The 23,918-nt window shown below is 72.8% G+C and carries 25 protein-coding genes; 14 read left to right on the top strand and 11 right to left on the bottom strand.

Annotated features, from left to right (window positions below; translation table 11 throughout):
• Positions 1-6: 6 nt before the first annotated feature.
• Genes BM419_RS10150 through BM419_RS10135 form a run of 5 tightly spaced genes read left to right on the top strand, consistent with a single transcriptional unit; the run spans position 7 to position 3,433 of the window.
• Positions 7-147: a hypothetical protein gene (locus BM419_RS10150; protein WP_020093256.1), complete on the top strand. Its 141-nt coding sequence runs from the start codon at positions 7-9 to the stop codon at positions 145-147.
• Positions 144-1,106 (top strand): chemotaxis protein, encoded by a 963-nt coding sequence (locus BM419_RS10145; protein WP_244540744.1) that lies wholly within the window; start codon positions 144-146, stop codon positions 1,104-1,106. The genes BM419_RS10150 and BM419_RS10145 overlap by 4 nt, the downstream gene beginning before the upstream one ends.
• Positions 1,103-1,381: a hypothetical protein gene (locus BM419_RS32845; RefSeq protein ID WP_244540743.1), complete on the top strand. Its 279-nt coding sequence runs from the start codon at positions 1,103-1,105 to the stop codon at positions 1,379-1,381. Before BM419_RS10145 ends, BM419_RS32845 begins: the two co-directional genes overlap by 4 nt.
• A complete protein-coding gene (locus BM419_RS10140; protein WP_091926342.1) occupies positions 1,378-2,928 on the top strand; it encodes a flagellar hook-length control protein FliK in 1,551 nt (516 codons plus the stop codon). The genes BM419_RS32845 and BM419_RS10140 overlap by 4 nt, the downstream gene beginning before the upstream one ends.
• Positions 2,888-3,433, top strand: a complete 546-nt coding sequence (locus BM419_RS10135) for a transglycosylase SLT domain-containing protein (RefSeq protein WP_091926341.1) — start codon at positions 2,888-2,890, stop codon at positions 3,431-3,433. Before BM419_RS10140 ends, BM419_RS10135 begins: the two co-directional genes overlap by 41 nt.
• A 236-nt stretch (positions 3,434-3,669) precedes the next feature.
• Here BM419_RS10135 and BM419_RS10130 read toward each other — a convergent pair whose 3' ends face one another.
• On the bottom strand, positions 3,670-4,077 hold the full coding sequence (locus BM419_RS10130; RefSeq protein ID WP_091926340.1) for a hypothetical protein: 408 nt from the start codon (positions 4,075-4,077) through the stop codon (positions 3,670-3,672).
• A 198-nt stretch (positions 4,078-4,275) separates the two neighbouring features.
• Positions 4,276-4,467: a hypothetical protein gene (locus tag BM419_RS10125; protein WP_091677546.1), complete on the bottom strand. Its 192-nt coding sequence runs from the start codon at positions 4,465-4,467 to the stop codon at positions 4,276-4,278.
• 87 nt (positions 4,468-4,554) lie between these two features.
• Here BM419_RS10125 and BM419_RS10120 point away from each other — a divergent pair, with 87 nt between their 5' ends.
• Positions 4,555-4,827, top strand: coding sequence for a hypothetical protein (locus BM419_RS10120; protein WP_091926339.1), 273 nt, complete (start codon positions 4,555-4,557; stop codon positions 4,825-4,827).
• A gap of 55 nt (positions 4,828-4,882) precedes the next feature.
• Here the strand turns inward: BM419_RS10120 and BM419_RS10115 are convergent, their stop codons facing one another.
• Together BM419_RS10115 and BM419_RS10110 are read right to left on the bottom strand one after the other, a co-directional pair.
• Positions 4,883-5,509 carry a cell wall hydrolase gene (locus BM419_RS10115; protein WP_091926338.1) on the bottom strand — a complete coding sequence of 209 codons (627 nt, stop codon included), beginning with the start codon at positions 5,507-5,509 and terminating at the stop codon, positions 4,883-4,885.
• Positions 5,510-5,645: 136 nt separating this feature from the next.
• The gene (locus BM419_RS10110) at positions 5,646-5,972 is read right to left on the bottom strand and encodes a DMT family transporter (protein ID WP_020093265.1); all 327 of its coding nucleotides are present in this window, start codon (positions 5,970-5,972) and stop codon (positions 5,646-5,648) included.
• A gap of 336 nt (positions 5,973-6,308) precedes the next feature.
• On the opposite strand from BM419_RS10110, the gene BM419_RS10105 reads away from it, so the two are divergent.
• Complete coding sequence (locus BM419_RS10105; protein WP_091926337.1) at positions 6,309-7,538, top strand: serine hydrolase domain-containing protein; 1,230 nt, start codon at positions 6,309-6,311, stop codon at positions 7,536-7,538.
• Between the two features lie 38 nt (positions 7,539-7,576).
• On the opposite strand, the gene BM419_RS10100 is transcribed toward BM419_RS10105, so the two are convergent.
• Positions 7,577-8,989, bottom strand: coding sequence for a DUF4105 domain-containing protein (locus BM419_RS10100; protein ID WP_091926336.1), 1,413 nt, complete (start codon positions 8,987-8,989; stop codon positions 7,577-7,579).
• 622 nt (positions 8,990-9,611) lie between these two features.
• On the opposite strand from BM419_RS10100, the gene BM419_RS10095 reads away from it, so the two are divergent.
• Entirely contained in the window at positions 9,612-10,040 is a 429-nt protein-coding gene (locus BM419_RS10095; protein ID WP_020093268.1) for a Ros/MucR family transcriptional regulator, read from the top strand.
• Positions 10,041-10,261: 221 nt separating this feature from the next.
• Here BM419_RS10095 and BM419_RS10090 read toward each other — a convergent pair whose 3' ends face one another.
• Positions 10,262-11,215 carry a PAS domain-containing protein gene (locus BM419_RS10090; protein ID WP_244540742.1) on the bottom strand — a complete coding sequence of 318 codons (954 nt, stop codon included), beginning with the start codon at positions 11,213-11,215 and terminating at the stop codon, positions 10,262-10,264.
• A 63-nt stretch (positions 11,216-11,278) separates the two neighbouring features.
• On the opposite strand from BM419_RS10090, the gene BM419_RS31900 reads away from it, so the two are divergent.
• The 3 genes from BM419_RS31900 to BM419_RS10080 all read left to right on the top strand — a co-directional run bounded on the left by BM419_RS31900 (position 11,279) and on the right by BM419_RS10080 (position 13,828).
• Positions 11,279-11,497, top strand: coding sequence for a hypothetical protein (locus tag BM419_RS31900; RefSeq protein WP_139257058.1), 219 nt, complete (start codon positions 11,279-11,281; stop codon positions 11,495-11,497).
• Between the two features lie 491 nt (positions 11,498-11,988).
• Entirely contained in the window at positions 11,989-12,924 is a 936-nt protein-coding gene (locus BM419_RS10085; RefSeq protein ID WP_042672778.1) for a sugar kinase, read from the top strand.
• Between the two features lie 109 nt (positions 12,925-13,033).
• Complete coding sequence (locus BM419_RS10080; protein ID WP_091926334.1) at positions 13,034-13,828, top strand: DUF502 domain-containing protein; 795 nt, start codon at positions 13,034-13,036, stop codon at positions 13,826-13,828.
• A 322-nt stretch (positions 13,829-14,150) separates the two neighbouring features.
• Here the strand turns inward: BM419_RS10080 and BM419_RS10075 are convergent, their stop codons facing one another.
• Complete coding sequence (locus BM419_RS10075; RefSeq protein ID WP_012318646.1) at positions 14,151-14,474, bottom strand: hypothetical protein; 324 nt, start codon at positions 14,472-14,474, stop codon at positions 14,151-14,153.
• A 297-nt stretch (positions 14,475-14,771) separates the two neighbouring features.
• Entirely contained in the window at positions 14,772-16,991 is a 2,220-nt protein-coding gene (gene recG, locus BM419_RS10070; RefSeq protein WP_244540741.1) for an ATP-dependent DNA helicase RecG, read from the bottom strand.
• Positions 16,992-17,089: 98 nt separating this feature from the next.
• Here recG and BM419_RS10065 point away from each other — a divergent pair, with 98 nt between their 5' ends.
• Together BM419_RS10065 and BM419_RS10060 are read left to right on the top strand one after the other, a co-directional pair.
• Complete coding sequence (locus tag BM419_RS10065; RefSeq protein WP_091677531.1) at positions 17,090-17,974, top strand: alpha/beta fold hydrolase; 885 nt, start codon at positions 17,090-17,092, stop codon at positions 17,972-17,974.
• Between the two features lie 281 nt (positions 17,975-18,255).
• Complete coding sequence (locus BM419_RS10060; RefSeq protein ID WP_020093274.1) at positions 18,256-19,470, top strand: UbiH/UbiF family hydroxylase; 1,215 nt, start codon at positions 18,256-18,258, stop codon at positions 19,468-19,470.
• Positions 19,471-19,647: 177 nt separating this feature from the next.
• Here BM419_RS10060 and BM419_RS10055 read toward each other — a convergent pair whose 3' ends face one another.
• Together BM419_RS10055 and BM419_RS33215 are read right to left on the bottom strand one after the other, a co-directional pair.
• Positions 19,648-19,992 carry a hypothetical protein gene (locus tag BM419_RS10055; protein WP_020093275.1) on the bottom strand — a complete coding sequence of 115 codons (345 nt, stop codon included), beginning with the start codon at positions 19,990-19,992 and terminating at the stop codon, positions 19,648-19,650.
• A 161-nt stretch (positions 19,993-20,153) separates the two neighbouring features.
• Positions 20,154-21,497, bottom strand: a complete 1,344-nt coding sequence (locus BM419_RS33215; RefSeq protein WP_244603192.1) for an AMP-binding protein — start codon at positions 21,495-21,497, stop codon at positions 20,154-20,156.
• Between the two features lie 477 nt (positions 21,498-21,974).
• Here BM419_RS33215 and BM419_RS10045 point away from each other — a divergent pair, with 477 nt between their 5' ends.
• Positions 21,975-22,754 (top strand): invasion associated locus B family protein, encoded by a 780-nt coding sequence (locus BM419_RS10045; RefSeq protein ID WP_020093277.1) that lies wholly within the window; start codon positions 21,975-21,977, stop codon positions 22,752-22,754.
• Between the two features lie 89 nt (positions 22,755-22,843).
• On the opposite strand, the gene BM419_RS10040 is transcribed toward BM419_RS10045, so the two are convergent.
• A complete protein-coding gene (locus BM419_RS10040) occupies positions 22,844-23,869 on the bottom strand; it encodes a DUF4424 domain-containing protein (RefSeq protein ID WP_244540740.1) in 1,026 nt (341 codons plus the stop codon).
• Positions 23,870-23,918 lie beyond the last annotated feature (49 nt).

Below are 23,918 nucleotides of genomic sequence, written 5' to 3'. Positions count from 1 at the left end.
GCGTACATGCTCACCCGGGCCGGGATCGACGAAGCGCGGATCTGGCGCGTCGAGGGCGCCGCGGACCGGACGCCGCGCAACGCCGCGGATCCGAAGGCTCCGGAGAACCGGCGGATCGAGATTCTCCTGCAGGGATCTCCAGGATGAAGGTGTCCCGGACCGGGCGGATCGTGGCGGCCGCCCTCGGCCTGCTCATCGCAGGGAGGGCCGCCCCCGTCGCCGCGGAACCGGCGGGCGGCCCTCCCGCCGCCCCGGCCGCCGACCCGCAGGCGCCGACGGGCGATCCGGTGCAGTGGGTGCGCACGCTCCAGTTGCTGCAGGATCGGGTCGCCGCCGGCTCCCGGGCCGCCCACGAGAGCCAGCCGCTGCTGATCGCCCGGATCAACGCGGATCTCCTGGCCGCCCCGCCCGAGATCTGGGGCCGCCGGAGCAATCTCCGGGCCGCGATCACCTTCGCCCTCAGCGGCGGCGGTCCTTCCGTCCTGCGCCGGCTGACGGCTCAGGACGGCCTCGGCGAGCCCGAAGCGACGCTCGCGCGCGGGGCGCTCGCCTATGTCGAGAGGCGGGAGGCCGAGGCGCGGCGCCTGCTCCAGGACGTCGACACGACGGATCTGCCGCCGACGCTCGCGGGCGCCATCGGCCTGACGCAGGCGTCGCTCGCCGTGCCCGACCAGCCGATCCGGGCGATCGCCCTGCTCGACCGCGTCCGGGTGCTGCTGCCGGGCACTCTGACCGAGGAGGGCGCCCTGCGCCGCGAGATCTTCACCCTCGGTCAGATCGGCGACCTGAAGACGTTCGAGGCGCTGGCGATCCAGTACCTGCGCCGCTTCCCGCACTCGATCTACGCGGGCAACTTCCGGCAGCGACTGGCCTATCAGCTGACGCAGTTCGATATCGGCCACGACGCGGAGCGCTTCGCGACCCTCAACAGGATCCTGGACGAGCTCGGTCCCGAGAGCCGGCGCGACCTGTATCTCGTGGTCGCCCAGACGGCGATCCAGGCGGGTCAGACGGCCGCGGCGCTCCGCGGGCCCTCGCGCTGTGCGCGCCCGGAAGCGCGGAGGCGACCCGGGGCCAGCTCTACCGGGCTGCCGCCGAGATCGTGAGCCTGGCGACGTTCCAGTCCGGGTCGCGGACGCTGAGATCGCTCGACAGGGCCAAGCTCACGGCCCGCGACCTGCCCCTCCTCGAGACGGCCCTGTCGACCGCCGAGGCGATCGGACGCGGGCTCGCCGGCCGGCCCGGCCTGCCGGAGGCCGACGCCGCCGCGAAGCCGGCGCGGGCGGCGCCGGATCCCACCGACGGGCCCGCGAGCCTGATCCCGAAGGCGCAGGCCACGATCGACCGGATCGATCTGATGCTCAGCAAGGCGACCCCGTGAACACGATCTCCACCGCGGTCCAGAAACCCGTCCCCAAACCCGATCGGGATGTCGCACCGTCCCCGCATCCGGCGGCCGACCTTCAGGCGCTGCCGGATCCGGCGGTGCGGGGCGCCTTCGACCTGGTCCTGCGCGCGGTCTCAGGGGGAACTCCCGCGGCCCGACCCGAGACCGACGGGGGTGAGATGGACGAACCGGAGGGCACGACCGGGGAGGATCGGCGGCCCGAAGCCGGCGCATCGCCCGCGCCGCCGCCGTCACCGGGCGATCCCGGCAGCGCCACCGCGGCGCTCGCCGAGATCCTGAGCGCGGCCGTCCTGTCGGCCCGTCCGGAACTGCCCGCGGGACACGGAACCGGTGCTCCGGGACCGGCCCCATCCGCCGCATCCCCGGCGGGCCCCGACGCGGCCCCGGAGACCAGCCTCGTGGGAAATCTCGAGGCAGCCCGCGCGGACGCGTCGCCGCGCGCCGGGCCGAGCCCGGGCACCCTGCTGCAGGGCGGCCCCCCGCAGGTCGAGGTTCTCGACCGGGCGGTTCACTTCAAGCCCGTCCTGCCCGAGGCGGCCCGCCACGCCCTCCCGGCCGCCGCAGCGGCAACGTCCCCGTTGCCGGCCGTCCCGAATGCGGCGGACGCTCAGCCTCGACCCGTCCGCCCGGGACCGGTGGCTCCGGCCGTCGCCGGGCCCGATCCTGCTCCGATCGCGCCGGCCGCCCAGATCGCCGCCCAGATTGCCGCGCAAGTCGCCACCCAGATCGCCGGGACGGTCGCCGGGAAGGTGAACGCAGCGCCGCCGAAGGCGACGGTCGCCCTCGCGACCGATCCCGAGCCTCGAGCCGGCGATGCGTCGGCCCGCACCGCGACGGGGATCGATGGGCCGGGGGGGCTCACGGCACGCGAGGACAACCGTTCCCGCTCCGGCATCGCCGGACTCCTCCTCGCCCCCACCGGCCGGCAGGGGCCGCCGGGCGTCCCCATCCCGGGTCCCGGCAACGGATCCGGGACCGAGCCGGCCCGACTCGCCGCCGTCCTGCCGACGATCGCGGCGGCCATCACGGAGGAGCTCGAGCGCGCGACCGCGGCCGGACCGGAGCGTCGCGTCGGCGCCGATCCGGCGATCCCCGCGGCTCAGGATGGGCCGCTCCGGGTGCTCAAGATCCAGCTCCGGCCGGAGAGCCTCGGGATCGTCACGGTGGAATTGCGGCTCGTCGACGGTCAGCTCGAGACCCATCTGCGCGCCGCGCGTCCCGAGACGGCGGCGATGCTGCAGCGGGATTCGGCGATCCTCACCGAACTGCTCAAGCACGCGCATTACCGGCCCGAGATCATTGTCGAGCCGGTTCGCCCCGGCGACGCCGGGTTCTCCGCGGGCGGATCACCGTCCCAGGGCCAATCCGGGCTCACCGACGGCGGCGCCCGGCCGGGTCACGGCGGGGACGGGCAGCGGCAGGCAGACCAGCGCGCGGCGCAGCGGCCGACGCTCGGCAGGCGTGACGGGGAGCGGACAGATGAGACGGCACGTCCTCGCGACGGCGGCGTTTATCTGTAGCGCCGCCCCGGTCGCCGGGACCGTGTGCGAGGCCGAGATGAGCCGTGCCGCGGCCCGTTACGGCGTGCCCCTCGGCGTGCTCTACGCGGTCGGCCTCACGGAGACGGGTAAGCGCGGCTCGCTCCAGCCCTACGCCATGAACATCGAAGGGGCGGCCTATTTCGCGACCGGGCCCCAGGACGTGCTGGCCCACTTCGCCGCGGCGCGCCGCCGGGGCGCGCGCCTGATCGATCTCGGCTGCATGCAGATCAACCACCACTATCACGGCGAAAAGTTCGCCTCGGTCGAGGCCATGATCGACCCGCGCGCGAACGTGGACTACGCGACGCAATTTCTCCGGGATCTGAAGCGGCGGGAGGGCAGCTGGACGATGGCCGTGGCGCGCTATCATGCCGGCCCGCACAACAACGCGGCGCAGAAGATCTACATCTGCCGGGTCGTGGCCAACATGGTCGCCACGGGCTTCGGCCAGTGGACGCCGGCCGCGGCCCATTTCTGCCGGTGATCGTCCCGGCCGGGGCGGAAGAATGCGGACCGAGCCCGGTCAGGGAACCAACCGAAGGACCGGGCCCTTTCGGCAGAGGCCCCGTCACCGGCCCGGAGGAGCCGCATGACCGACGCCCCAGACCCGCCGGAAGGACCGCCCGGGAAAACGGCGCTGCTGGTGGTCCTCACCCTCACGGCCGTTGCCGCCGCCGCGTACGTCCTGATCCACATGGACTAGGTTGCCCGGCGACGCCCCTACAGGGTCCGACAATTCCCGTAGCTGACCTTGACGTCGTTGCGCTCCTCGGGATTGAGCTGCGCCTCGACGAAATTCATCTTGTTGAGGTCGATCAGAAGGAAGTAGACGCCGTTCTGACACTTGATCGCGTTGCGCGGCGTGCGCTCGTTCAGCCGCGGCGAGGCCGTCTGGCACTCGTAATAGTCGGAGCGCCCGGCCGAGATCACGGTCAGCAGGCCGCCGCTGGAGACCAGCGAGAATGTCCGGGCCTTCTGGGGTTGCGGTTTGGCGCCTTCGGGTGCGGCGACATCGAGACTGGTCGACGCCTCCACCGTACACGTCATCGGACGGCGCAGCTGGGGGACCGCGGGCGTGATGCTCAGCAGGAGGAGCGCACCAGCGAGCGCTACCCGTTCGGCGATCATCGGCGAGGGATCCGTGATTCGTGGGTAGTTTCTACCCAGAAGCTAGACCGTTATCCATCCTTGTAAATGCCGCCTGCTCGGATCGATGGGCCGATCAACAGATTTGCCGCCCGCTCCATTGCATCGCGCCAAGGATTACGGGCCAGGCCGGTTCTTCCGCCGGGACCCGATCCGACCGGAATGCCGGCGGAGCGCGCTCTAATCCTCCAGGGCGTCCGGATTGTCGTTGGCGGCCGGATCGGGATCGCGCCGCGCCGCGATCTCCGTACCGATCTCCATGAGCAGCAATCGGGACAGGAGCTGCATCGTCGCCGTGCCGTGCGCGGCCACGAGTTGATGGGCCAGGATCGTCGCCTCCACCATGCGGTCAAAACCGTCGTCGTCGGACATGGCGGTGCAGTAACCTGGTTGAATGCCGAGCATACAACTTAAAGGTAAGGATCCGGTTCGACCGCCCGCGCAGAAACAGGATTTCCCATGATCCCGATCGTCCAGGCCGACGCGCTCCTGAGGAGACTGGCCGAGGCCCTGGGGAGCCCGGTCGAGATCTTCTTCGCCGCGGGCGCGCCGGCGACCGGGCGCACATCCGGGGACGCGTCGCCGGATTGCGACGCGCTGCCGACGCTGGAGCTGCTCCGTCTGTGGGAATCGCTGCGGGAGCCGGTGCGCCGGGAGCGGGTGCTGGCCGCCGCCCGGCATGAGGCCCGAACCCTGCGGGCGAGCCGCGCGGAGGACGCGGCGGCCGGCTGACCGGAGCTCACCGCGCGCAGATCCGGGACGCGGCTGTCGGATCGGGCCGTCTCGATCAGGGGCCCGCGGCGGGCGGCGCGGGTACGGCCGCGAAGGTCAGGGCCGTCGCGGGCAGGGCGGGCGTGGCCGGCCTGTCCTGCTGAGCCGGCTTCTCCGGCTTCTCCAGCTTGGCCGTTCGCCTGTCGCGCTTCTCGTAGAAGGCGTTGCCGCCGGCGACGGCCACGTAGTGCATGTTCGTGTAGGGGAAACGGTGGCCCGCGGTGTGGAAGAACATCGCCTTCCCGACCTTCGGGTGCCGCTCGCCGGCCAGGACGGCGTCGGCGGCGTCGGCGACCTTCTGCAGGTCCTTCTCCTGCATCGGCTTGGTGAGGACGCCCGGCGCGAACTGGCCCGGCTGCCCGACCACCGCGCAGATGCCGCCCGGGAAGATCGCGTTCTCGAGCCGGTTCATCACGACCGTGCCGACGGCGACCAGCCCGTCGCTGTCGCTCCTGTTCGACTCGAAGTACATGGCGCGGCCCAGACAATCGCGCTCGGCGTCGCTGACGACCATCGGCGGCTTGCGGTCGGGGATCGATCCCGTCGTGAGCACCGGCGACGCGGTGTTGCAGGCCCCCAGGCCGCCGGCCGCCGCCAGAACGATCAGTACAGGACCGACCTTCGTCCTCTCGCTACCCCGCATGCATCCGCGCTCCGTGCTCCTCCAGCCTGACCAGCCGGGCGGTGTTCCGCTCCGACCGGACGAAGGCCAAGCTTGACGGCACGTTCGCGGCGAGGATGTGGCGAGGGCGTCCCGTTTCGGGATCGGACCGGGAGCCTCAGTGCTGGCCCTGACCCGCGGCCAGGACGGTCACGCCCAGGGCGATCACCCCGATGCCCACCAGCATCGTCGGGTTGAGCGCCTCGCCGTACAGCCACGCGCCGCCGAGCGCCGCGCCGATCATGCCGATCCCCGACCAGATCGCGTAGACCACGCCGATCGGCAGCATGTCCATGCTGGTCGACATCAGCCACAGGGCGGTGCCGTAACCGAGCGCCACGATCACCGTCGGCCCCGGGCGGGTGAGGCCGTCGGCGGCCTTCAGCGCCAGGGTGGCGGTCACCTCCGCGCCGATGGCGAGCCCGAGGATCAGGTACGGATTCATGGCACGGCGGACTTTCGGGCTGCGCGGGCTGGGTGAGTCGGGCGGTCGAGGCGTGTAGAACCAGGTTCGAATCGGACGCCCGCGCGGACGGGGCGGCGCTGGGCCGGCCCGGATCCGCGTCGAAACGGCCGCGGACGTCGGCGGCCGCCGGACACAAGGCCACAGATCCGTGAACATTTCCGAACCGGCGGCTCGCCGCTTCGCGGGCGACGGACCGGCCCGTCGCCGGGGCCGATTGGGGCTTTCGTTAAGGCCTGCTGATCATGGTGACCGCGCGCCGTCCCGCCCCGGGGCCGGCCGCGCGACAGCGACGATCCAGAGCGACACAGATCCAGCATGACCGCGTCCTTGGCGATCCCGGATTCCCCGGCCCGCGCGCGCCGGGGCCGCCGCTGGAGCGCGATCGCCGCGGCGGGCGGCGCCGCGATCGCGGGCTGCGCCTGGACCGCGGCCGCGCTGATCAACGTCCCCGATCCCGTCACCCTGACGGCGCTCGCGGTCATCGAGCCGTCGTCGGTGGGCACGTGGTTCCCGAGCCGGATCGTCCAGGCCCCGGCCCGGGCGAGCGACCTGCCGGCGCGGCCGCGCCCGATCCTCGACCGCGTCCCCTGGAAGGGCAAGACAGTCCCGCTGATGACGGTGCTGGAGGCGACCCACACCAACGCGTTCCTGGTGCTGCAGGACGGCGTCCTGATCCACGAGTGGCAGCGCGCAGGCACCGGACCGGAGACGCTGTTCCCCTCGTGGTCGGTGGCGAAGTCCATCGTCTCGCTGCTTGTCGGCGCCGCGGTGGCGCGGGGTCAGCTCGCCGAGACCGACCGGGTCTCCACCCTCCTGCCCGAGCTGCGGAACGGCGCGGTCTTCGGCCAGATCACCGTGCGCAACCTCCTCGACATGGCGAGCGGCATCGCCGTGCCGGAGAACTACGACCCCCGGCATCCCCTGACCGGCACCGCCGGCATGTACCTGACGCGCGATCTCACGGCCTTCGTGCGCGACAACGCCCACCTGGCGTTCAAGCCCGGCACCAAGGGCCGCTACCGCAGCATCGACACCGAGCTGCTCGGCCTGATCCTCGCCCGGGTCGAGGGCAAGCCGCTGGCCGACATCCTCTCGGAGCGGATCTGGAAGCCGATGGGCGCCCAGGCCGACGCCACCTGGAACCTCGACCGGCCCGGCGGCATCGAGAAGGCGTTCTGCTGCATCAACGCGACGGCCCGCGACTTCGCCCGCCTCGGCCTTCTGGTGGCCGACCAGGGCCGGTCGGGCGATCACCGCATCATCCCGGGCCGCTGGATCGAGCGGATCATGACGCCGGCCCGGCGCGACGTCGACGGCTGGCAGTACTCGGCCCAGTGGTGGCACGCCCCGGGCGGCGAGGACGACGACATCTCGGCGATCGGCGTCTACGGCCAGTACATCTACGTGAACCGCGCGACCGGCACGGTGATCGTGAAGCTCAGCGACCACGGCGCCGAGCAGGACGAGGTCGACACGCTGGCGGTGATGCAGGCCATCGCGGGCGACCTCGCCGCCGGCCGCCCCGCCGCCCGCAAGGACCCCTGAGCGGGCGACCGCGGTCCCGAGTCCCGATCGGGCCGGGATCAGGCTTCTGTCGGGCCAGCTCCCGGCACGGAGGGCTGCCGGGCGATCGGGCTCAGGGGCGCGAGGTCCCGCGCCCGCCAGTTGCGCAGGAGCCGCCAGCCGACCCGCTTCCAGGCGATCGACGGCACCGGCGAGGCCGGATCCACGAGGGCGCTCAGCGCCCGCGTGTAATCGAGCACGAGGCCCGGGGTCCAGGTCATGGACCGCGCCCCGTTGCGCAGGAAGGCCGCCGCCCAGAACTCCGGCGTGGTCAGCGCCGCCGCGAGCCGCCGCCAGGGATGCCCGCCGCGGCTGAACGCGCCCTCCACGGCGATGTCCAGCGCCCGCGCCACCGTGGTGGAGCAGTTGCGGCTGATGAAGTTGTAGGTGGTGTCGCGGCTGTACTGCGCCCAGAACGCCCGCAGCCGGGCGGCGTCGATGCCGTTCAGCGTCACCGCCACCGTCGCGGGGCACCAGTCCGCCACCTCCGCGGCGTGCGAGGGCAGGAAGCGCCCGGGCACGTCGTTCTCCGGGCCCGCGCGCAGGCTCGAGCGCAGGTTGGCGGGGGAGCGGTCGATCTCCACCGCGGGGTAGTGGCTGACGTAGAGGTCGTCGCCCTGCTGCAGGGCCGCGTGGCCGGTGGAGAAGCGCCCGGCCTTGTCGACGGAGGCGACGTAGCGCCGGATCAGCCGCTGGCCGGCGGGCGTGGTCGCCTGCCCGGTGGGCGTCCAGACATAGACCGTCAGGCTGCCGGGCTCGTCGCCGCCGACCGACACGGCCGGCTCGGCGGTGCCCAGGCGCCGGGTGCGCAGCCCGACCAGCGCGAGGTTGGCGCCGTTCAGGATCAGGAACATGCCGATGCAGTAGCCGACCGTGCCGGCGTACCAGGTCGGCCAGGGCTGGAGATGGAACAGGCCGAAGGCGATGCTGAGGCCGCCGAGGACGACCGACATCCGCCAGCCAGCGAATTTCAGCAGGCCGGCGATCGTGATCCGGACGAGGCCGTCGACCACGAAGGCGACGCCGAAGATCATGGCGAGCAGGAAGGTGCTGTGCTTCGTGGCCATCATGATCAGCACGGCCATGACCGACAGCAGCGCGCCCTTGGCGAGGCGCAGGCGGCGCGCGGCACCGATCGCGGACGCGCCGACGAGGAGGGAACTCACGCCCTCGGCCAGGAGGATCAGGCCGAACCACCGGTCCGGGACGTGGAGCGCACCGTCGAGGGAATCGATCACCACCAGGAGGCCGAGCGACGACCACAGGAGGCCGGTGGCGGCGATGAGGTGCCAGTGACGGCGGACCGCGGCCCGGCCGACGAGCAGCATCCAGAGGGGCGGCATCCGGCCGCCGACCGCGTCCGCGGCGCCCGGTCCGGGCGCTTCGAGCGCGGAGAGCGCGCGCGGGATAGTGGTCGCACAGGGTCCGGACATAGGGGTCGCCCTCGATAGCGCGCGTCGACGGGCCTCTCGCACGGATGCCGCCGTGCCGTCACGGCCGGAACGAGGCTCCCAACGCGCGAGCGTTTCGCGACGCGCCCGGCGCGCACGATCCACGCCTTGCCTGAGAACTTTGTTAATCGCGGCCCGGTCGCGGCGCGAGAGGCCGTGGAGAAGCGCCACGGCCCCCGGGATCCCGTCGCGCGCCGCCCGACCGATGGTCAGCAGGGACGCGGGCCGCGGTCCGATCGACCCGTAACCGGGCGGCATCCGCGATCCGTCCCTGTCTCCGCCGCTGATTCGCGCCCCTGCAGCCCGTCATCGCGCGGCCGTTCGCAGTCATCGCGGACAGCCTCACGGACCGGAGGCCGAAACTGCGCACTGTTTGCGAGACGCCGCAGGCCTGGCAACCTCATGTTGCCTCGCAAGAACAGAAAATGTTCAAAGAACATCCTAAGATAAAGTATAGACAAAATAGACACTTTTTGTATATTACGCGCCAATCTTGGCACACTCGAAGCAATTCGGCGCATGCTTGGGCGGTAAAAGCTGATCCTAGCCTCAGCTTTATCGATGCGCCGGTTTTCATGCCTCGAATTTCGGTACTGGGGGATTCATGAACACCATCGATCTGAACGAAAAAACCTCGGACCTGAACACAGACCTGATCAAGTGCACGGCATCACTGGTCGCGGCCTACGTGTCTCGGAATGCGGTGGGCGTGGGCGACCTGCCGGTTCTGATCGACCAGGTGCACACGGCCATATCGGTGCTGCAGGGCGGCGGCTCGGGATCCGGTCCCGGCTGGACCGGCCCGACGGCGGCGCAGATCGAGGCTTCGATCCAGCAGGACGGCCTGATCAGCTTCATCGACGGCCGGTCCTACAAGACCCTGAAGCGTCACCTCACGGCGCACGGCCTCACGCCGGAGCGTTACCGGGCGAAGTACGGCCTGCCGGCCGACTACCCGATGGTGGCCCCGGGCTACGCCGCCAAGCGCTCGGAGATCGCCAAGGCGATCCAGCTCGGACACAAGGCGGCCTGAGGCGGCCAGGCCCGCACCGCCCTGGATCGGCGGCCCCGTCCGGGCCGCCGCGGGACACGGGCGCGGGAATGCCTGACGGCGGATCGCCCGATCCGCCCGTCCCGGTCTCCGCGCTGGGGTCGGGGGGCCCCCGGGGGGGGCCAGCGCGGAGACCGACCCCGATGACCCGGTGGGGCGGGGCAGGGCGGATCCCGCGAGCGCCCGTCGGCCGCGCGGGCCGCTCAGACCCGGGCGACCGCCAGGGTCCCGTCATCGATGGGGACGAACCGGACGCCCGCCCGGCGCAGCGCCTCGACCGCGTGCAGGCGGGACCGGCTTCCCCGATGCTCGCTGTCCTCTTCCAGACGCCGCACGGTGGAATGCGACAGGCCGCTCGCCTGAGCGAGCTCCATCATCGACCAGTCGAGGAGCGCCCGCGCGGCCCGCAGGTGGTGGCCGCTCACGGAATGCTCCAGCCCCTCGTGCAGGCCGCCGGGGGGCGGGGCGTGGTTGCGGATGGGGTATTTGAGCCCGCAGCGCCCCAGATAGGTCCCGTCCGGATCCCAGACGGGCATCGTGAGGATCCGGAAGTGCCAGAGCTCGCCGTTGGCGAGGCGCTCGTGGGCGCCCCCCTGGAAGAACGCCCGCCGCTCGATCTGCTCCAGGGCCGCTGCCCGGAAGCCCGCGCGCTCCTCGGGAACGATCAGGATATACGGCTCGGCGCAGATCTCCTCCAGCGGGAGCCCGTGGACCTGGGCGACGGCGAACGGGATGTCCCGGACGCGGTCGAGCCCCATCGAGAAGGTCGTGATGTGCTCCGTGAGGTAGAGCGCGCTCTGCCGGCGGCGCTCTTCCTGCCGCAGGCGCGCCAACTGCTCGCGGTCGCTCACGTCGAGCGCCGTGCCGCTGAGGGCGACGGGCCGCCCCTCCGCCGAGACGCGCACCTCCATCGTCAGCGAGAGCGTGCGCACCGTGCCGTTCGTCCGGATCACCCGGACGATGACCTCGCGGGGCACGTGCCCCTGCCGGATGTCCGCCAGCGCCGGCATGAGAGGCCGGTCCTCGGGATGGATCAGGCTCAGCAACAGGTCGTAGCGCGCCTTCGCGGCGTTCGGAACGAGCCCGAGCAGCCGGTAGAACCCGGGCGACCAGACCTGCTCCTCGCCCGCGAAGATCCAGCTCCAGGCCCCACTCACGCCCCGACTTTCCGTGAGAGTCAGGAACTCTCCCGACGAGAAAGTCAGAGCGCTTAAAGCAGTATGGAACATCTCAGCACCGTTCGAACCGTATCACCGTTCCCGCCGTTCGGCCACGAGAATTTTTCCGGCACAACACTTCACCATTCATCCGGAATTTATTCAGATCCGGCACGTATCTCCATTGATATGGCGCCCGCGATCGACAAACATCTTGCATCGACATTCCAGACCGAGGCGGTTTGTTCCCGATCGAACGGATTCGTTCCTGCCGCGCTGTGAACGGAGGTTTCCGGGATCCTCGACCGCATCCCGCCCCTCCGCGCGTTCGGCACACACCGTCACAACAGCAATGCGACCGGATCTCGCTCGACAATGACCCCTGTCGCAAAGGAGCTTCTCTGACCTTCGGTGTTTAAGAATGGTGATTTTCCGCTCCGGCATTGAATCGAACTTCAGAAAAGCGCGATGTCGAGGTTCTATGACGCGTCATGCACGCATATTACAGATTTTATTGTGAATTCTATTGATTGCATATGATACATAATCGGTCATGGTGCGAATATTAAAATACGCTTGCCAAATTATCGATATGAAAATCCCACGAAATCGAGCGACTGGCGCGCTGATCCTTGGATCGTCGAGGCTCCTCAGACGGGCGCGCGACGGGGCCACGCGAGCGCGGCCGGCGCGGCGAGGTCGGGACCGGTGGCGATTGACAGGCCGGGCCGTACAATGCGGGGACACGGGGGTCGCGCACCGGGAGGAACCGCATGAGGGTCGCCTGCATCGGCGAGTGCATGGTCGAACTGTCCGAACGCCCGGACGGGAATCTGGTCCGGGGCTTCGGCGGCGACACGCTGAACACCGCGCTCTACCTCGCGCGCCTCGGCGTCGCGGTGGACTACGTGACCGCGCTGGGCGACGACATCTGGAGCGACGAGATGGCGGCGGCCTGGGGCCGCGAGGGCATCGGCCTCGACCGGGTCCGGCGCCTGCAGGGCCGGATGCCGGGCCTCTACATCATCCGCACGGATGCCGACGGCGAGCGCAGCTTCCACTACTGGCGCGACCGGGCCGCCGCCCGGGACCTCTTCACCGAGCCGGGCGCCGCCGAGACGGAGGCGGAGCTGGAGCGCTACGACCTCGTCTACCTGTCCGGCATCAGCCTCTCGCTCTACGGCGAGACCGGGCGCGCCGCGCTGTTCGAGACGCTGTCGCGCCTGCGGGAGCGGGGCGGGCAGGTCGCCTTCGACACCAATTACCGTCCCCGCGGCTGGCCCGACCGGGACGAGGCCTGGGCGGCCTTCCGCGCGGCCCTGGACCTGGCCGACGTGATCTTCGCCTCGGCCGAGGATCTGGACTGGCTGTTCGGCGCGGCGGGCGAGGACGAGGTGCTGCGCCACCGCGGCCGGGCCGAGATCGTGCTCAAGACCTCGGACGGATCCGGCCCCGTCGCCCGGGTGCTGCACGGCCGGGCCGACACCGCCGTGCCGGCCGGGCGCGCCGCGCGGGTCGTCGACACGACGGCGGCGGGCGACAGTTTCGCGGCGGGCTACCTCGCGGCGCGCATCGCCGGGCTGGCACCGGAAGCCGCCGCCGCCGAGGCGCACCGCTTGGCCGGGGCGGTGATCGGGCATCGCGGCGCCGTGATTCCCCGGGACGCGATGCCGGTCCCCGCCGCCCGACCGCCGGGTGCGGACGCCTGAGGGAGGCGGGGCCGCCCTTGAGGCGGACAAGCGCAACCGCTACCTCTCTGCCAGCGGGGGACGGCCCCGCAGCGTCATCGCCGCGCGTGGTGCGGCCGAGAGGGCACCCGTGGCGCCGATTCCCCCGCCGATCCAGGTTCCCGAGCCCGACGCCGCGGCGGGCGGCGGCACCCCGAAGACGCGGGTCAGCGCGCGCGGCCGGCTGCGCACCTATTTCCTCACCGGCATCATCGTCGCCGGCCCGCTCGCCATCACGGCCTACATCACGTGGTGGTTCATCGCGCTGATCGATTCGTTCGTGAAGCCGCTGATCCCGGCGAGCTACCTGCCGGACCATTACCTGCCGTTCTCGATCCCGGGCCTCGGCCTCGTGATCGCGTTCCTGGCGGTGACCCTGCTGGGCTTCCTCACGGCGAACCTCGTCGGACGCTCGGTGATCGAGTTCGGCGAGGTCCTGCTGGCGCGGACCCCCGTGATCTCCGGCCTCTACAAGGGCCTGCGGCAGATCTTCGAGACGCTGTTCTCGGCCAACGGCACCTCGTTCCGCACGGTGGGGCTCGTGGAGTTCCCCGTGAAGGGCACGTGGTCGGTGGTGTTCCTGTCCGCCCCGGCGGCCCACGAGGTCGAGGGGGCGCTGCGGGCCCGTGGGGCGCCGGCGGACGACCTCGTCGGCGTCTTCCTGCCCTGCGCGCCGAACCCGACCACGGGCTTCTTCTTCTACCTGCCGCGCGCGGAGGTGGTGGAGCTCGCCATCAGCGTCGACGACGCCGCCAAGCTGGTGATGTCGGCCGGGGTGATCCAGCCGGAGGACCCGCAGGGCCGCCTCAACGCCATGGCGGCCACCCTGCGGACGGCCCAGCAGGCCGGCGGACCGCTGCCCCGCCGGGAGCCGCAGGACGCCTGATGCGGCGCCCGGTCGCCGGCTTCGTCGCCGTCTCGGCGGCCGGAGCCACCCCGTCTCGCGCCACGGTGCAGGACGTCCCGCTGCCCTGGGTCGCTTCGCTGCGCTCGCGATGACGGCAGCGTCGACCGGAACCGTCGAAGCGGGGACGACCTCCGGTCCGCTCAAGGGGCCTTCCCGAGGCGCCGGCGCGCGATCCAGGCCTCCTGCGCGCCGAGCTCACCGCTCCTCGGCTTGCGGGAGACCGTGGGATTGGCGGCCATCGTCCACGAGAAAGGCCGCCCCGCGCGCGGGACGGCCCTGAAATGATCAGACTGCTATCGGCTCAGCGCTGCAGCGAGGCGGTCTGCGGCGCGATGGTCGGCGGCGTCGCCTGCGCGACCGTCACGGCGCTGCGGGGCGCCGTCGGGCCCCAGCCGGAGGCGCATTGCAGGGTAAGGGCGAGGCCCAGCGCGATGCAGAGCCCGTTGGCGGCCAGCCAGAAGGGCCGGGACGCCCGACGCACGGCGGCCTGCAGCTCGTCCGCGGTCTTGCCCGCCGCCTCGGCGGCGCGATCCGAGATCGGCAGGAGCCAGGGCTCGGTCGGCAGGGCGTGGGCACCGGCCATCTCGTGGGAGCCCGGCAGGCCTTGGAACAGTCCGTTCGACATGTCCGTCCTCCAGATTCGTCCGTGATGTCCCGGCTTACCGGGCCATTCGTTCATCTCCAGTTAAGGGAAGAATATGGCTGATGCAAGGTCACGAGGCCTGTCCGGAGCCTCACAGACCGCCCGTACGGCGCCGCCAAGCTTCCGCGCGATCCCGTCAAACCTCTGAAACGAAACACTTTTTCAGAGAGCCTGTGACATCGGCGCATCGGAGTACCGATCCGGTCGCGCGGCGGCGATTCCGGATCCGGCCGTTCAGGAAGGCCGGACTTTCCTGAACGAATCCGTTCAGGAAACCGTTCATCCGGCCCCGATCAGCCGGATCGCGGCCTCCCGCTCGAACAGGTAGAGCAGCACCCGCAGCGCCTGTCCCCGCGGGCTCTTGAGGCCGGGATCGCGCTCCACGATCATCCGCGCGTCGTCGCGGGCGGCCTCCAGCAGGGCGGCGTCGCTCTCCAGCCGCGCCAGCCGGAACGCCGCCATGCCGGATTGGCGGGTGCCGAGCACCTCGCCCTCGCCGCGCAGCTTCAGGTCGGCCTCGGCGATGCGGAAGCCGTCCTCGCTCGCGCGCATCATCTCCAGCCGGGCCCGGGACACCTGCCCGAGGGGCCCCCGGTAGAGCAGCAGGCACGAGGAGGCCTTCGAGCCGCGCCCGACCCGGCCGCGGAGCTGGTGCAGCTGCGCCAGCCCGAAGCGCTCCGCGTGCTCGATCACCATGATGGTGGCCTCGGGCACGTCGACCCCGACCTCCACCACCGTGGTCGAGACCAGGAGCTCGGTCTCCCCGGCGGCGAACCGCGCCATGGCGGCGTCCTTCTCGGGGCCGGGCATCTTGCCGTGGATCAGCCCGACCGCGTCGCCGAAGTGCTTCCGCAGATCGTCGAAGCGCTCGGCCGCGGCGGCGAGGTCGACGAACTCCGATTCCTCCACCAGCGGGCAGATCCAGTAGACCCGCTCGCCCCCGGCGATCGCCCGGGCGAGGCCGGCCACGACCTCGTCGATCCGCTCGGTCGGCAGCGTGATCGTCCGGATCGGCTGGCGGCCGGCGGGCTTCTCGTCGAGGATCGAGACGTCCATGTCGCCGAAGAAGGTCAGCGCCAAGGTGCGGGGGATCGGCGTCGCGGTCATGACCAGGAAGTCCACCGCCTCGCCCTTGGCGCCGAGCGCGAGGCGCTGGTGGACGCCGAACCGGTGCTGCTCGTCCACCACCGCGAGGCCGAGGTCGCGGAACGTCACCGCCTCCTGGAACAGGGCGTGGGTGCCGACCAGGATGTCGATCTCGCCCGCGGCGAGGTCGGCGAGCGTGCTTTTCCGCTCCGCGGCCCGGTCGCGGCCGGTCATCAGGCGCAGGCGCAGGGGGCCGGCCAGGGGCTTCAGCCGCTCGAAATGCTGCCGCGCCAGGATCTCGGTGGGCGCCATCAGGGCGGCCTGACGCCCGGCCTCGACCGCCGAGGCCATGGCGAGCAGGGCCACCGCGGTCTTGCCCGAGCCGACATCGCCCTGGAGCAGGCGCAGCATCCGTCGGGGCGCCGCGAGGTCGGCGCGGATCTCCGCCACCGCCCGGCCCTGCGCGCCGGTCAGCGCGAAGGGGAGGGCGGCCTCGAGGCGCCCGCTCAGGGCGCCGTCGCCGGCATTGACGCGGCCGGCCTTGCGCCGCTGGCGGGCGCGCAGGAGGGCGAGCGCTAGCTGCGAGGCGAGGAGCTCGTCGTAGGCCAGCCGCTTCCGGGACGGCGTCGCGGGCGGCGGCTGGAGCGGGTCCTCGGCCTTCGGGGGCGCCTCCTCGGGGCGGTGCTCGAGGCGGAGCGCGTCCGCGAAGGCGGGCAGGCGGTTCCGCTCCAGCCAGGCCGGGTCCTGCCATTCCGGCAGGACCGGCAGCCGGTCGAGGGCCGCGACCGCGAGCTTGTTGATCGCCCGGGAGGTCAGCCCCTCGGTGGCGCCGTAGACCGGCTCGACGGCGGGGAGTTCCGCGAGGCCCGCCTCGTCCACGATCCGCGACGGGTGGACCATCTGGCGCGTGCCGTCCCAGAGGTCGATCCGGCCGGTGATGTAGCGGTGCGACCCGAGCGGCAGCATCTTCTCCACCCGGGCGCGCGGCATGCCGAAGAAGACCAGGGAGATGTCGCCGGAGGCATCCTCCACCAGCACCCGGTGCGGGCGCCGGCCGGGCCCGGCCTGGGCCGGGCGGTGCGCCACCACGGTGACGCCGATCGTCACCGGCTCGCCGGTGGGGGCCTCGCTGATCGAGCCCATGAGCTTCCGCGCCACGCCGCCCTGGGGCAGGTGGAACAGCAGGTCCACGACCCGGGCCTCGCGCTCGGGGGTGCCGAGCAGCTTCTCGATGAGCGGCGCCATCTTCGGCCCGATCCCCGGCAGGGCGCGGGCCGGCGCGAAGAGCGGGTCGAGGATGCTCGGCCGCAGGGGCGGGGCGACGGCAGGCGCGGGGGCGGCCTCCGCCGCCGGCGCCTCGGCCGCGTCGGAATCCTTCAAGGCCGGGTCCTGAGTCGCGCGTGCATCTGTCATGGCGGTTCGGCGGACATGGTGCCGGAGGCGCCTTATCATCCGGTGCATCCCGGCGCGCCAGTGCGGCAGGATGGAGACCGAACCCGGAGACCGAATCCATGGCCCGCGACTTCCTGCCGGGTTTCGACCGGCACCGGATCGAGACCGCGCCCGGCGTGACGATCAACGCCCGCTCGGCCGGGTCCGGGCCGCCGGTGCTGCTCCTGCACGGCCATCCGCAGACCCTGTCGACCTGGCTCCACGTCGCACCGCGCCTCGCCGAGCGGCACGCCGTGGTGGCGATGGACCTGCGCGGCTACGGCGATTCGGCCAAGCCCCCGGGCGGCGAGCGCCACGTCGCCTATTCCAAGCGCGCCATGGCGGCCGACGCGGTGGCGGTGATGCGGGCGCTCGGCCACGAAAGGTTCGCGGTGGTCGGCCACGATCGGGGCGGGCGCGTCGCCCACCGCCTCGCCCTGGATCATGCGCAGGCCGTGGAGCGGATCGCCGTGTTCGACATCGCGCCGACCGCGACCATGTACGCGCGCACCGACAAGGATTTCGCCACACGCTATTTCTGGTGGTTCTTCTTCATCCAGCCCTATCCCCTCCCGGAGACGCTGATCGGGGCCGATCCGGAATACTTCCTGCGCCACCACGTCGAGGGCCAGTCGAAGACCCCCGGCTCGACCCCGCCGGAGCTCTTCGCCGAGTACCTGCGCTGCTATTCCGACCCGGCCTGCCGCCACGCGATCTGCGAGGATTACCGGGCGGCCGCCGGGATCGACTTGGAGCACGACGCGGCCGATGCAGAGGCCCGGATCACCGCGCCGCTGCTGGCGCTCTGGGGCGCGAAGGGCGTGGTCGGCCGGACCTACGACGTGCTGGAGACGTGGCGCGAGAAGGCGACCGACGTCTCGGGCCGGGCGCTGGATTGCGGCCACACCCTCCAGGAGGAGAGGCCGGACGCGGTTCTCTCGGAGCTTGCGGCGTTCCTGGGTTGACGGGCTGCGGCGCCGTGGCCCCGCGTCGCCGGTCTTGGCAGATCCGTTGAAAAGCGCAGATACGAGACGTGCCGGGCTCGCGAACAGCGTCCCCGGTTGATGACTTCGACACCGCCGTCATCGCGAGCGGAGCGAAGCGACCCAGGGTGGCACCACGCTTCCTGACGTCCCGCTGCCCCGGGTCGCTCCGCTCGCGATGACGGGGCCGCGCATCAACCGGAACCTTGGGAAGCCCGACGCCACACTGTCCCGAGTGGGACGCGTCGATCGTGCAGGACACCATGCCGGAGGACACCAACACCGTCTTCGAGGTCGCCGTGGTCGGGGCCGGGGCCGCGGGGCTCGCCGCCGCCCTGGCGGTCGCCCGCGAAGGGATCCCCACGGCGCTGGTCGGGCGCCACGCCCCGGTGGCGGACGGACGGACCGTCGCGCTCCTCGACGGGTCGGTGCGCTTCCTGGACGCGCTCGGCGCCTGGGAGGCGGTGGCGCCGCACGCGAGCCCGCTCTGCACGCTGCAGATCGTCGACGACACCGGCAGCCTGTTCCGGCCGCCGCCGGCGCGGTTCCGCGCCGCCGAGATCGGCCTCGACGCCTTCGGGTGGAACGTCGAGAGCGCCCGCTTGGTCGAGAGCCTGCGCGCCCGCGCCCGGGCGCAGGACAACCTCACCCTGGTCGAGGCGGACGCCGCCGGCGCCGTGCCCGGCGAGGCGGCGGCCCGCGTCGCGCTGGCGGACGGGCGTGCCGTCGAGGCCCGGCTCGTGGTGGGGGCCGACGGGGCCCGCTCGCCGCTGCGGGCCGCCAGCGGCGTCCGCGTGCGCGACTGGACCTACCCGCAGAGCGCCATCACCACGATCCTGGCCCACGCGCGCCCGCACCGCGACGTCTCCACCGAGTTCCACACCCGGTCGGGGCCCTTCACCCTGGTGCCGCTGCCCGGCGGCCACCGGTCCAGCCTCGTCTGGGTGACCGGGGAGGGGGCGGCCCGGCGGCTCGCCGCCCTCGACGACGCGGCGCTGGGGCAGGCGGTGGAGCGGCAGGCCCGGGCGATGCTCGGCGCCATGCGGGTCGACGGCCCCCGCGGCCTCGTGCCGATGCGCGGCCTCGCGGTGGCGACCCCCGTGGCCCCGCGGCTGGCGCTGATTGGGGAGGCGGCCCACGTCTTCCCGCCGATCGGCGCGCAGGGGCTCAATCTCGGCCTGCGCGACGCCGCGACCCTGCGCGACGCGGTGCTGGCCGCCGTCCGCGACCGCCGCGATCCCGGCTCCCGCGCCGTGCTCGACGGCTACGCGCGGGCGCGCCGCGTCGACACGGCCGCGCGCACCGCCGCGGTCGATCTCCTCAACCGCAGCCTGCTCACCGACCTGCTGCCGGTCGACGCGCTGCGCGGTCTCGGCCTGCTGGCGATGACGCAGCTCGGACCGCTGCGGCGCCTGGTGATGCGGGAGGGCGTGTTGCCCCGGATCGGCGCGCCGGAGCTGATGCGCGCGGCGCGCTAGGACCGTTCCCGATCGTCTCGCGCCAGCGGCGCCCCCTTTCCCGCGCGGGAGAGGGGACCCGCGCCTCGTGCGGCACCGGCAGTGACAGGGAGCGGTCGGACGGCGTTTCCCGGAGGCGGCCTCAGTCCCGGCGCGAGCGCCCGGACGCCGCGACCTCGGCGCGCGCCGGAGGGGGCCTCAGAGATCCGGCTGGGCGGCGACATAGGCGCCGAGCCGGGTCGCGAGATCGACCGGGCCGCCGCCTCGGGCCTCGCCCGAATCACCGATGAGGATCACCGGGATGCCGCGCTCGCGCAGCTGGCCGCGGAGGCGGGCCGCGCGGCGGGCGTAGGCGGGATTCCGGCGGGTGGGCGCCTGGAGCAGCACGGCCGCCGGACGGGCGATCACGGTCAGGACGTCGTCGGCCGCCTCCATCGAGGCGGTCACGCTCGCGTATCCGAGGCTGGCCAGCTCGCCCGAGAGGGACCGGTCCACGGCGCGGACGCCGTCGTCGACCACGAGCACTTGTTGCAGCGCACCCATAAGCTTGAGCGGTACTCCATCCCGGACGGCTTGGAAAGATAGCCGTCACGACAATCCGATGCAGAACCCGCGAAGAGGCGGATCGGATCCGTCGGTTCGTGTGCAGATGCGAGATTATCCGCGCCGCCTGAGTGCCGGATGAACCGGCGATCGTCCGCCGTTCAGGCGGAGGGGACGGTCGCGACGGTGGCGGCGATCGCCGCGACCGCCCCGTTCGCGCCCCCGTCCGCGCGCCCGTCCGCGCGAAGCGGGCGGAAGCCCGTGCTTCGCCACGCCAGGGGGTCCGTCGCCGGGATCGCGCCGCGGGTGAGCGGGGAGGCCGCGCAGGCCGCCCCCCGGCAGGCGAGGTCGCCGTCGGCGCCGGCGGCGAGGTCCAGGAGATCGCGGGGCAGGAAGGCCTGCCCGGGCTCGGCCAGGGTCGCGGCGAGGTCGTCCGGGCCGGGGCGGGTCAGCACGAGCGCCTCACCCAGGACCAGCGAATCGAGGCGCTGCGGGCCCGCGGGCCCGGCGCCCCGCGGGGTCAGCCGGGCGGGCGCGCGGTGGACCACGTCGAGGACCCGGACGGTCCAGGGCAGCGGCAGGGCGGCGAGGGCTGATTCGACCCGCGCCGGGACCACCAGCCGGGTCGGAACCGGCCGCAGCAGGGCGGCGCGGAACCCGGTCTCGTCGAAGGGCAGAACGGTCTCCAGGCCGGCGCCGGCCGCCAGGGCGGTGCCCAGGCCGGTCACGAGGCCGCGCAGGTCGTGGCCGGGCAGGAGCGTCAGGACCCGCTCGTCCGCGGTCAGGGGCAGCGCGTCGAGATGGGCGGCGACCGCCGCCGCCAGCGCCGCGGCGGTGCGGTAGACCGGCCGGCCGGGATCGCCGCCCGCGAAGGTGACGAGGCCGCGGCCCGGCGCCGGCTCGACCACGCCCCGCTCCAGGGCCATCGCGTCGAGGCTGATCACGCCGTCCGGCACGCTCGGGCCGAAGGCCGCGAGGTAGCGCAGGGCGAAATGGCGCATGGCCGCGCGGGTGAGGTCCTCGGCGGGCCGGCGCGCGCCGCGGCGGCCCTCCGTCAGCACGGCCACGAGGCCCGCGGCCTCGATCCCGGCGGAGAGCTCCGCCTCGTCCCAGAGGGCGGGCATCGCGCAGGGCAGGTGGCCGGCCGCCTCGACGGCGAGGTGGGCGAGGGCCGATTCGGCACCGCCCGAATACCACAGCCCGATCCGGCTGCCGGCCGGGAGCCGCCACGCGGCGATCCCGCGGGCGAGCCGCCCGACGATCTCGGCGGCGGCCGCGTAGGTCCAGGTGATGGACGGGCGCCCGCACCACGCGACCCGGTCCCCCGAATCACGCAGGAGGGTGCGCTGCGGGCCCGCCAGGGCGGCGGCGAACAGGCGGGTCGCGAGACCGTCGGACAGGCGTCCGGACAGGACTCCGGACAGGCCGTCGGGCGCATCCTCGGATCGCGCGGACGCGTCCGGTGCGGCGTCTTCCGCCCACTCCGCCACCGCCAACGCGCTCAAACCCGCCGCCCCCGCCGATCCTGCAGAACGCCTATCATCTCGGCCCGACAGGGTTAACCGACCGCTAAGAGCGGCCGCGCCGCCGATCGCTGCCGGAGGGCGTCCGGAAGGCCTTCGGCAGCGATCGGCGGCGCGGCGCGATCACGCGCTCGTGCCTCGCGGCCGCGCAACGTCGCGCTTGCGGCCGGGCGGATGGGAGCCTATCGGGGGCCGGGCGCGGTCGGGACGGTTCCGACAGCTTCCCCGGCCGCGGTGTCATGCCTTCGCCTCATTCGAGGGGAAAGGCAGGCCGCCCGGTCGCCGGGGAGAGGGATGCGCGCAGACGGCGCCCGTCCCGCCCGATGGCCGGACCGATTCATCCGGAGTTCCGGGCGGCGCGCCAACGCGGCGGGCAGCCGGACGCTCCGGCGGACCTGCCGCCAGGCCGGCTCCGCATCCTGCCAGCCACACCACGTCTCTTCCAAGGGGTCAGAGCCGATGTCCTTCACCCGCACCGCGACGCTCGCCCGCGCCGCCCTCCTCGGCCTCGCGGGCCTCGGTCTCGCGGCCGCGCCGGCCCTGGCGCAGCCGAAGAAGCCCGCCGCGCCCGCGCCGGCCGCCCCGGCGCCGACCGCCCCGGGCACCCCCGCGGCCAACACCCCGGCCGCCCAGACGGGCCCGCAGATCGTCGCGGTGAAGTCCGAGCCGAGCCAGGCCGACTGGACCAAGGTCTGCGGCAAGGACCAGGGTTCGGGCACCGACATCTGCTACACGACCCGCGACTTCGTGTCCGACCAGGGCCAGCCGGTGCTGGCCGTGGCGGTCTACGAGATGAAGAACGCCGCTCAGAAGCAGGAGGTGCGCGTGGTGCGCTACCTGCTGCCGCTCGGCCTGCTGCTGCAGCCGGGCATCCGCTTCAGCGTCGACGGCCAGGCGGCGACCGCCGGCCGCTTCGCGGTCTGCTTCCCGAACGGCTGCTTCGCCGAGGCCGGCGGCGTCGATGCCGGCGTGATCGCCGCGATGAAGAAGGGCACGACCCTGAACGTCTCGGTCCAGAACCAGACCCAGCGCGAGGTCACCTTCGCGGTGCCGCTGGCCGGCTTCGGCAAGGCCTTCGACGGCCCGGCCATCGACCCGAAGGTCCTCGAGGAACAGCAGAAGAAGCTCCAGGCAGAGCTGGAGAAGCGCTCCGAGGATATGCGCAAGAAGCTCGAGCAGCAGCAGGGCGCCGCCCCGGCCGCCGGCGCGGCTCCGGCGCCGGCCCCGGCCGCCAAGTAAGCGCCATCGACCCGCCGCGCGGCGGGTCCGTACCGGGGGCCGGGCCGCGAGGTCCGGCCCTTCGCGTTCGAGCCGCCCGGCGACGGGACCTAACGCGTCCCCGGGGTCGCCGAAGCCGGCTGGACGATCAGCACGCGCAGGTCCTGGTCGGGCACGTAGTCCCGGGCCTCCCAGCGGAACGTGGTCGGCCCGGTCTTCCGGATGTCCGTGCGGCAGAAGCTGACGATCGCCTCCGGGCTGCCCTTGTCGACCGTCAGTGTGAAGCGCCCGATCGGCGCGGCCCAGTTGCGCGCCGTGGTGACGATGTAGGGCACCACGGTCGCCCGCAGGGTGCCGCCGGGATCCGGCGCCTTCGCGTGCAGGCGCCGGATCGCCGCGAGCCCCGCCTCGTCCAGGCAGTAGGTCGCCCGGTAGGCCGCGCGGGACGCCGCCTTCGGCTCGAGCAGGTGGAAGCCGGTCACCGGCGCGTAGCTGTGCGCGATGCGGACCTCCTGCCCGGGCGGGAAGGTCTGGAGCCAGTGGAACTTGGCCTCGCCGCGCCACAGCCCCTCGGTCATCCGGTCCGGCGTGTCGGGGACGTCGGGGAAGAGCCCGGCCTTGACCAGCGCGGCCCATTCGGGCGCGCCGATCCGCTTGGCCGCCGCGCTGATCGCCTCGAAGCGCAGCGGGTTCAGCGGCAGGCCGTGACGGCGCAGCAGGTCCGTCACCTCGCGCTCGCCCACGAAGGCGCGCTCCTCCAGCTCGGGCTCGAGGGGCTTGCCGTCCACCGTGACGGTGAAGCCGACGAAGTTCGGGCTGTCGGGCCGGGGCAGCGCCAGGGCCGAGAAGCTGAGTTCCCGCCCGTCGATCGGCGGCAGGGGGAAGGCGATCCGGACCGTGCGCGCCTCCTGAACCTGATTGCGGAACAGGTAGGACACGTCGATCCGGTCGCGGGCGATCGACAGGTCCTCGCTCACCAGCGCGATCCCGGGCTCGCGCCGCAGGACGAGGCCGCCGGCATCGAGTTCGGCCGCGCTGTCGTTGGCGCGCGCCGTGCCCGTGAGCAGGCCAGCGAGCAGGCCAGCGCGCAGGCCAGCGCGCAGGAACGCGGCGGCGAAGCGGGGTTTGGCGACCATCGGGCGGGCTCGTCCGACGGCACGGGCCGTCGCGGCAGACGAGCGCCCG

It is taken from the genome of Methylobacterium sp. yr668 (assembly GCF_900116245.1).
In the GTDB taxonomy this organism is placed as follows: domain Bacteria; phylum Pseudomonadota; class Alphaproteobacteria; order Rhizobiales; family Beijerinckiaceae; genus Methylobacterium.
Note: the sequence above shows the minus strand (reverse complement) of the source record. Positions and strands in the feature narration are given on the sequence as shown.

Bases quoted from the DNA above. Each gene is read 5' to 3' on its own strand.
- BM419_RS10135 (WP_091926341.1), top strand. From the start codon at position 2,888: ATGAGACGGCACGTCCTCGCGACGGCGGCGTTTATCTGTAGCGCCGCC.
- BM419_RS10110 (WP_020093265.1), bottom strand. From the start codon at position 5,972: ATGAATCCGTACCTGATCCTCGGGCTCGCCATCGGCGCGGAGGTGACC.
- BM419_RS10115 (WP_091926338.1), bottom strand. From the start codon at position 5,509: ATGCGGGGTAGCGAGAGGACGAAGGTCGGTCCTGTACTGATCGTTCTG.
- BM419_RS10150 (WP_020093256.1), top strand. From the start codon at position 7: ATGCTCACCCGGGCCGGGATCGACGAAGCGCGGATCTGGCGCGTCGAG.
- BM419_RS31900 (WP_139257058.1), top strand. From the start codon at position 11,279: ATGGAACATCTCAGCACCGTTCGAACCGTATCACCGTTCCCGCCGTTC.
- BM419_RS10095 (WP_020093268.1), top strand. From the start codon at position 9,612: ATGAACACCATCGATCTGAACGAAAAAACCTCGGACCTGAACACAGAC.
- recG (WP_244540741.1), bottom strand. From the start codon at position 16,991: ATGACAGATGCACGCGCGACTCAGGACCCGGCCTTGAAGGATTCCGAC.
- BM419_RS10120 (WP_091926339.1), top strand. From the start codon at position 4,555: ATGATCCCGATCGTCCAGGCCGACGCGCTCCTGAGGAGACTGGCCGAG.
- BM419_RS10085 (WP_042672778.1), top strand. From the start codon at position 11,989: ATGAGGGTCGCCTGCATCGGCGAGTGCATGGTCGAACTGTCCGAACGC.
- BM419_RS10145 (WP_244540744.1), top strand. From the start codon at position 144: ATGAAGGTGTCCCGGACCGGGCGGATCGTGGCGGCCGCCCTCGGCCTG.
- BM419_RS10055 (WP_020093275.1), bottom strand. From the start codon at position 19,992: ATGGGTGCGCTGCAACAAGTGCTCGTGGTCGACGACGGCGTCCGCGCC.
- BM419_RS10065 (WP_091677531.1), top strand. From the start codon at position 17,090: ATGGCCCGCGACTTCCTGCCGGGTTTCGACCGGCACCGGATCGAGACC.
- BM419_RS10100 (WP_091926336.1), bottom strand. From the start codon at position 8,989: ATGTCCGGACCCTGTGCGACCACTATCCCGCGCGCGCTCTCCGCGCTC.
- BM419_RS10075 (WP_012318646.1), bottom strand. From the start codon at position 14,474: ATGTCGAACGGACTGTTCCAAGGCCTGCCGGGCTCCCACGAGATGGCC.
- BM419_RS10040 (WP_244540740.1), bottom strand. From the start codon at position 23,869: ATGGTCGCCAAACCCCGCTTCGCCGCCGCGTTCCTGCGCGCTGGCCTG.
- BM419_RS10045 (WP_020093277.1), top strand. From the start codon at position 21,975: ATGTCCTTCACCCGCACCGCGACGCTCGCCCGCGCCGCCCTCCTCGGC.
- BM419_RS10130 (WP_091926340.1), bottom strand. From the start codon at position 4,077: ATGATCGCCGAACGGGTAGCGCTCGCTGGTGCGCTCCTCCTGCTGAGC.
- BM419_RS10105 (WP_091926337.1), top strand. From the start codon at position 6,309: ATGACCGCGTCCTTGGCGATCCCGGATTCCCCGGCCCGCGCGCGCCGG.
- BM419_RS10060 (WP_020093274.1), top strand. From the start codon at position 18,256: ATGCCGGAGGACACCAACACCGTCTTCGAGGTCGCCGTGGTCGGGGCC.
- BM419_RS10125 (WP_091677546.1), bottom strand. From the start codon at position 4,467: ATGTCCGACGACGACGGTTTTGACCGCATGGTGGAGGCGACGATCCTG.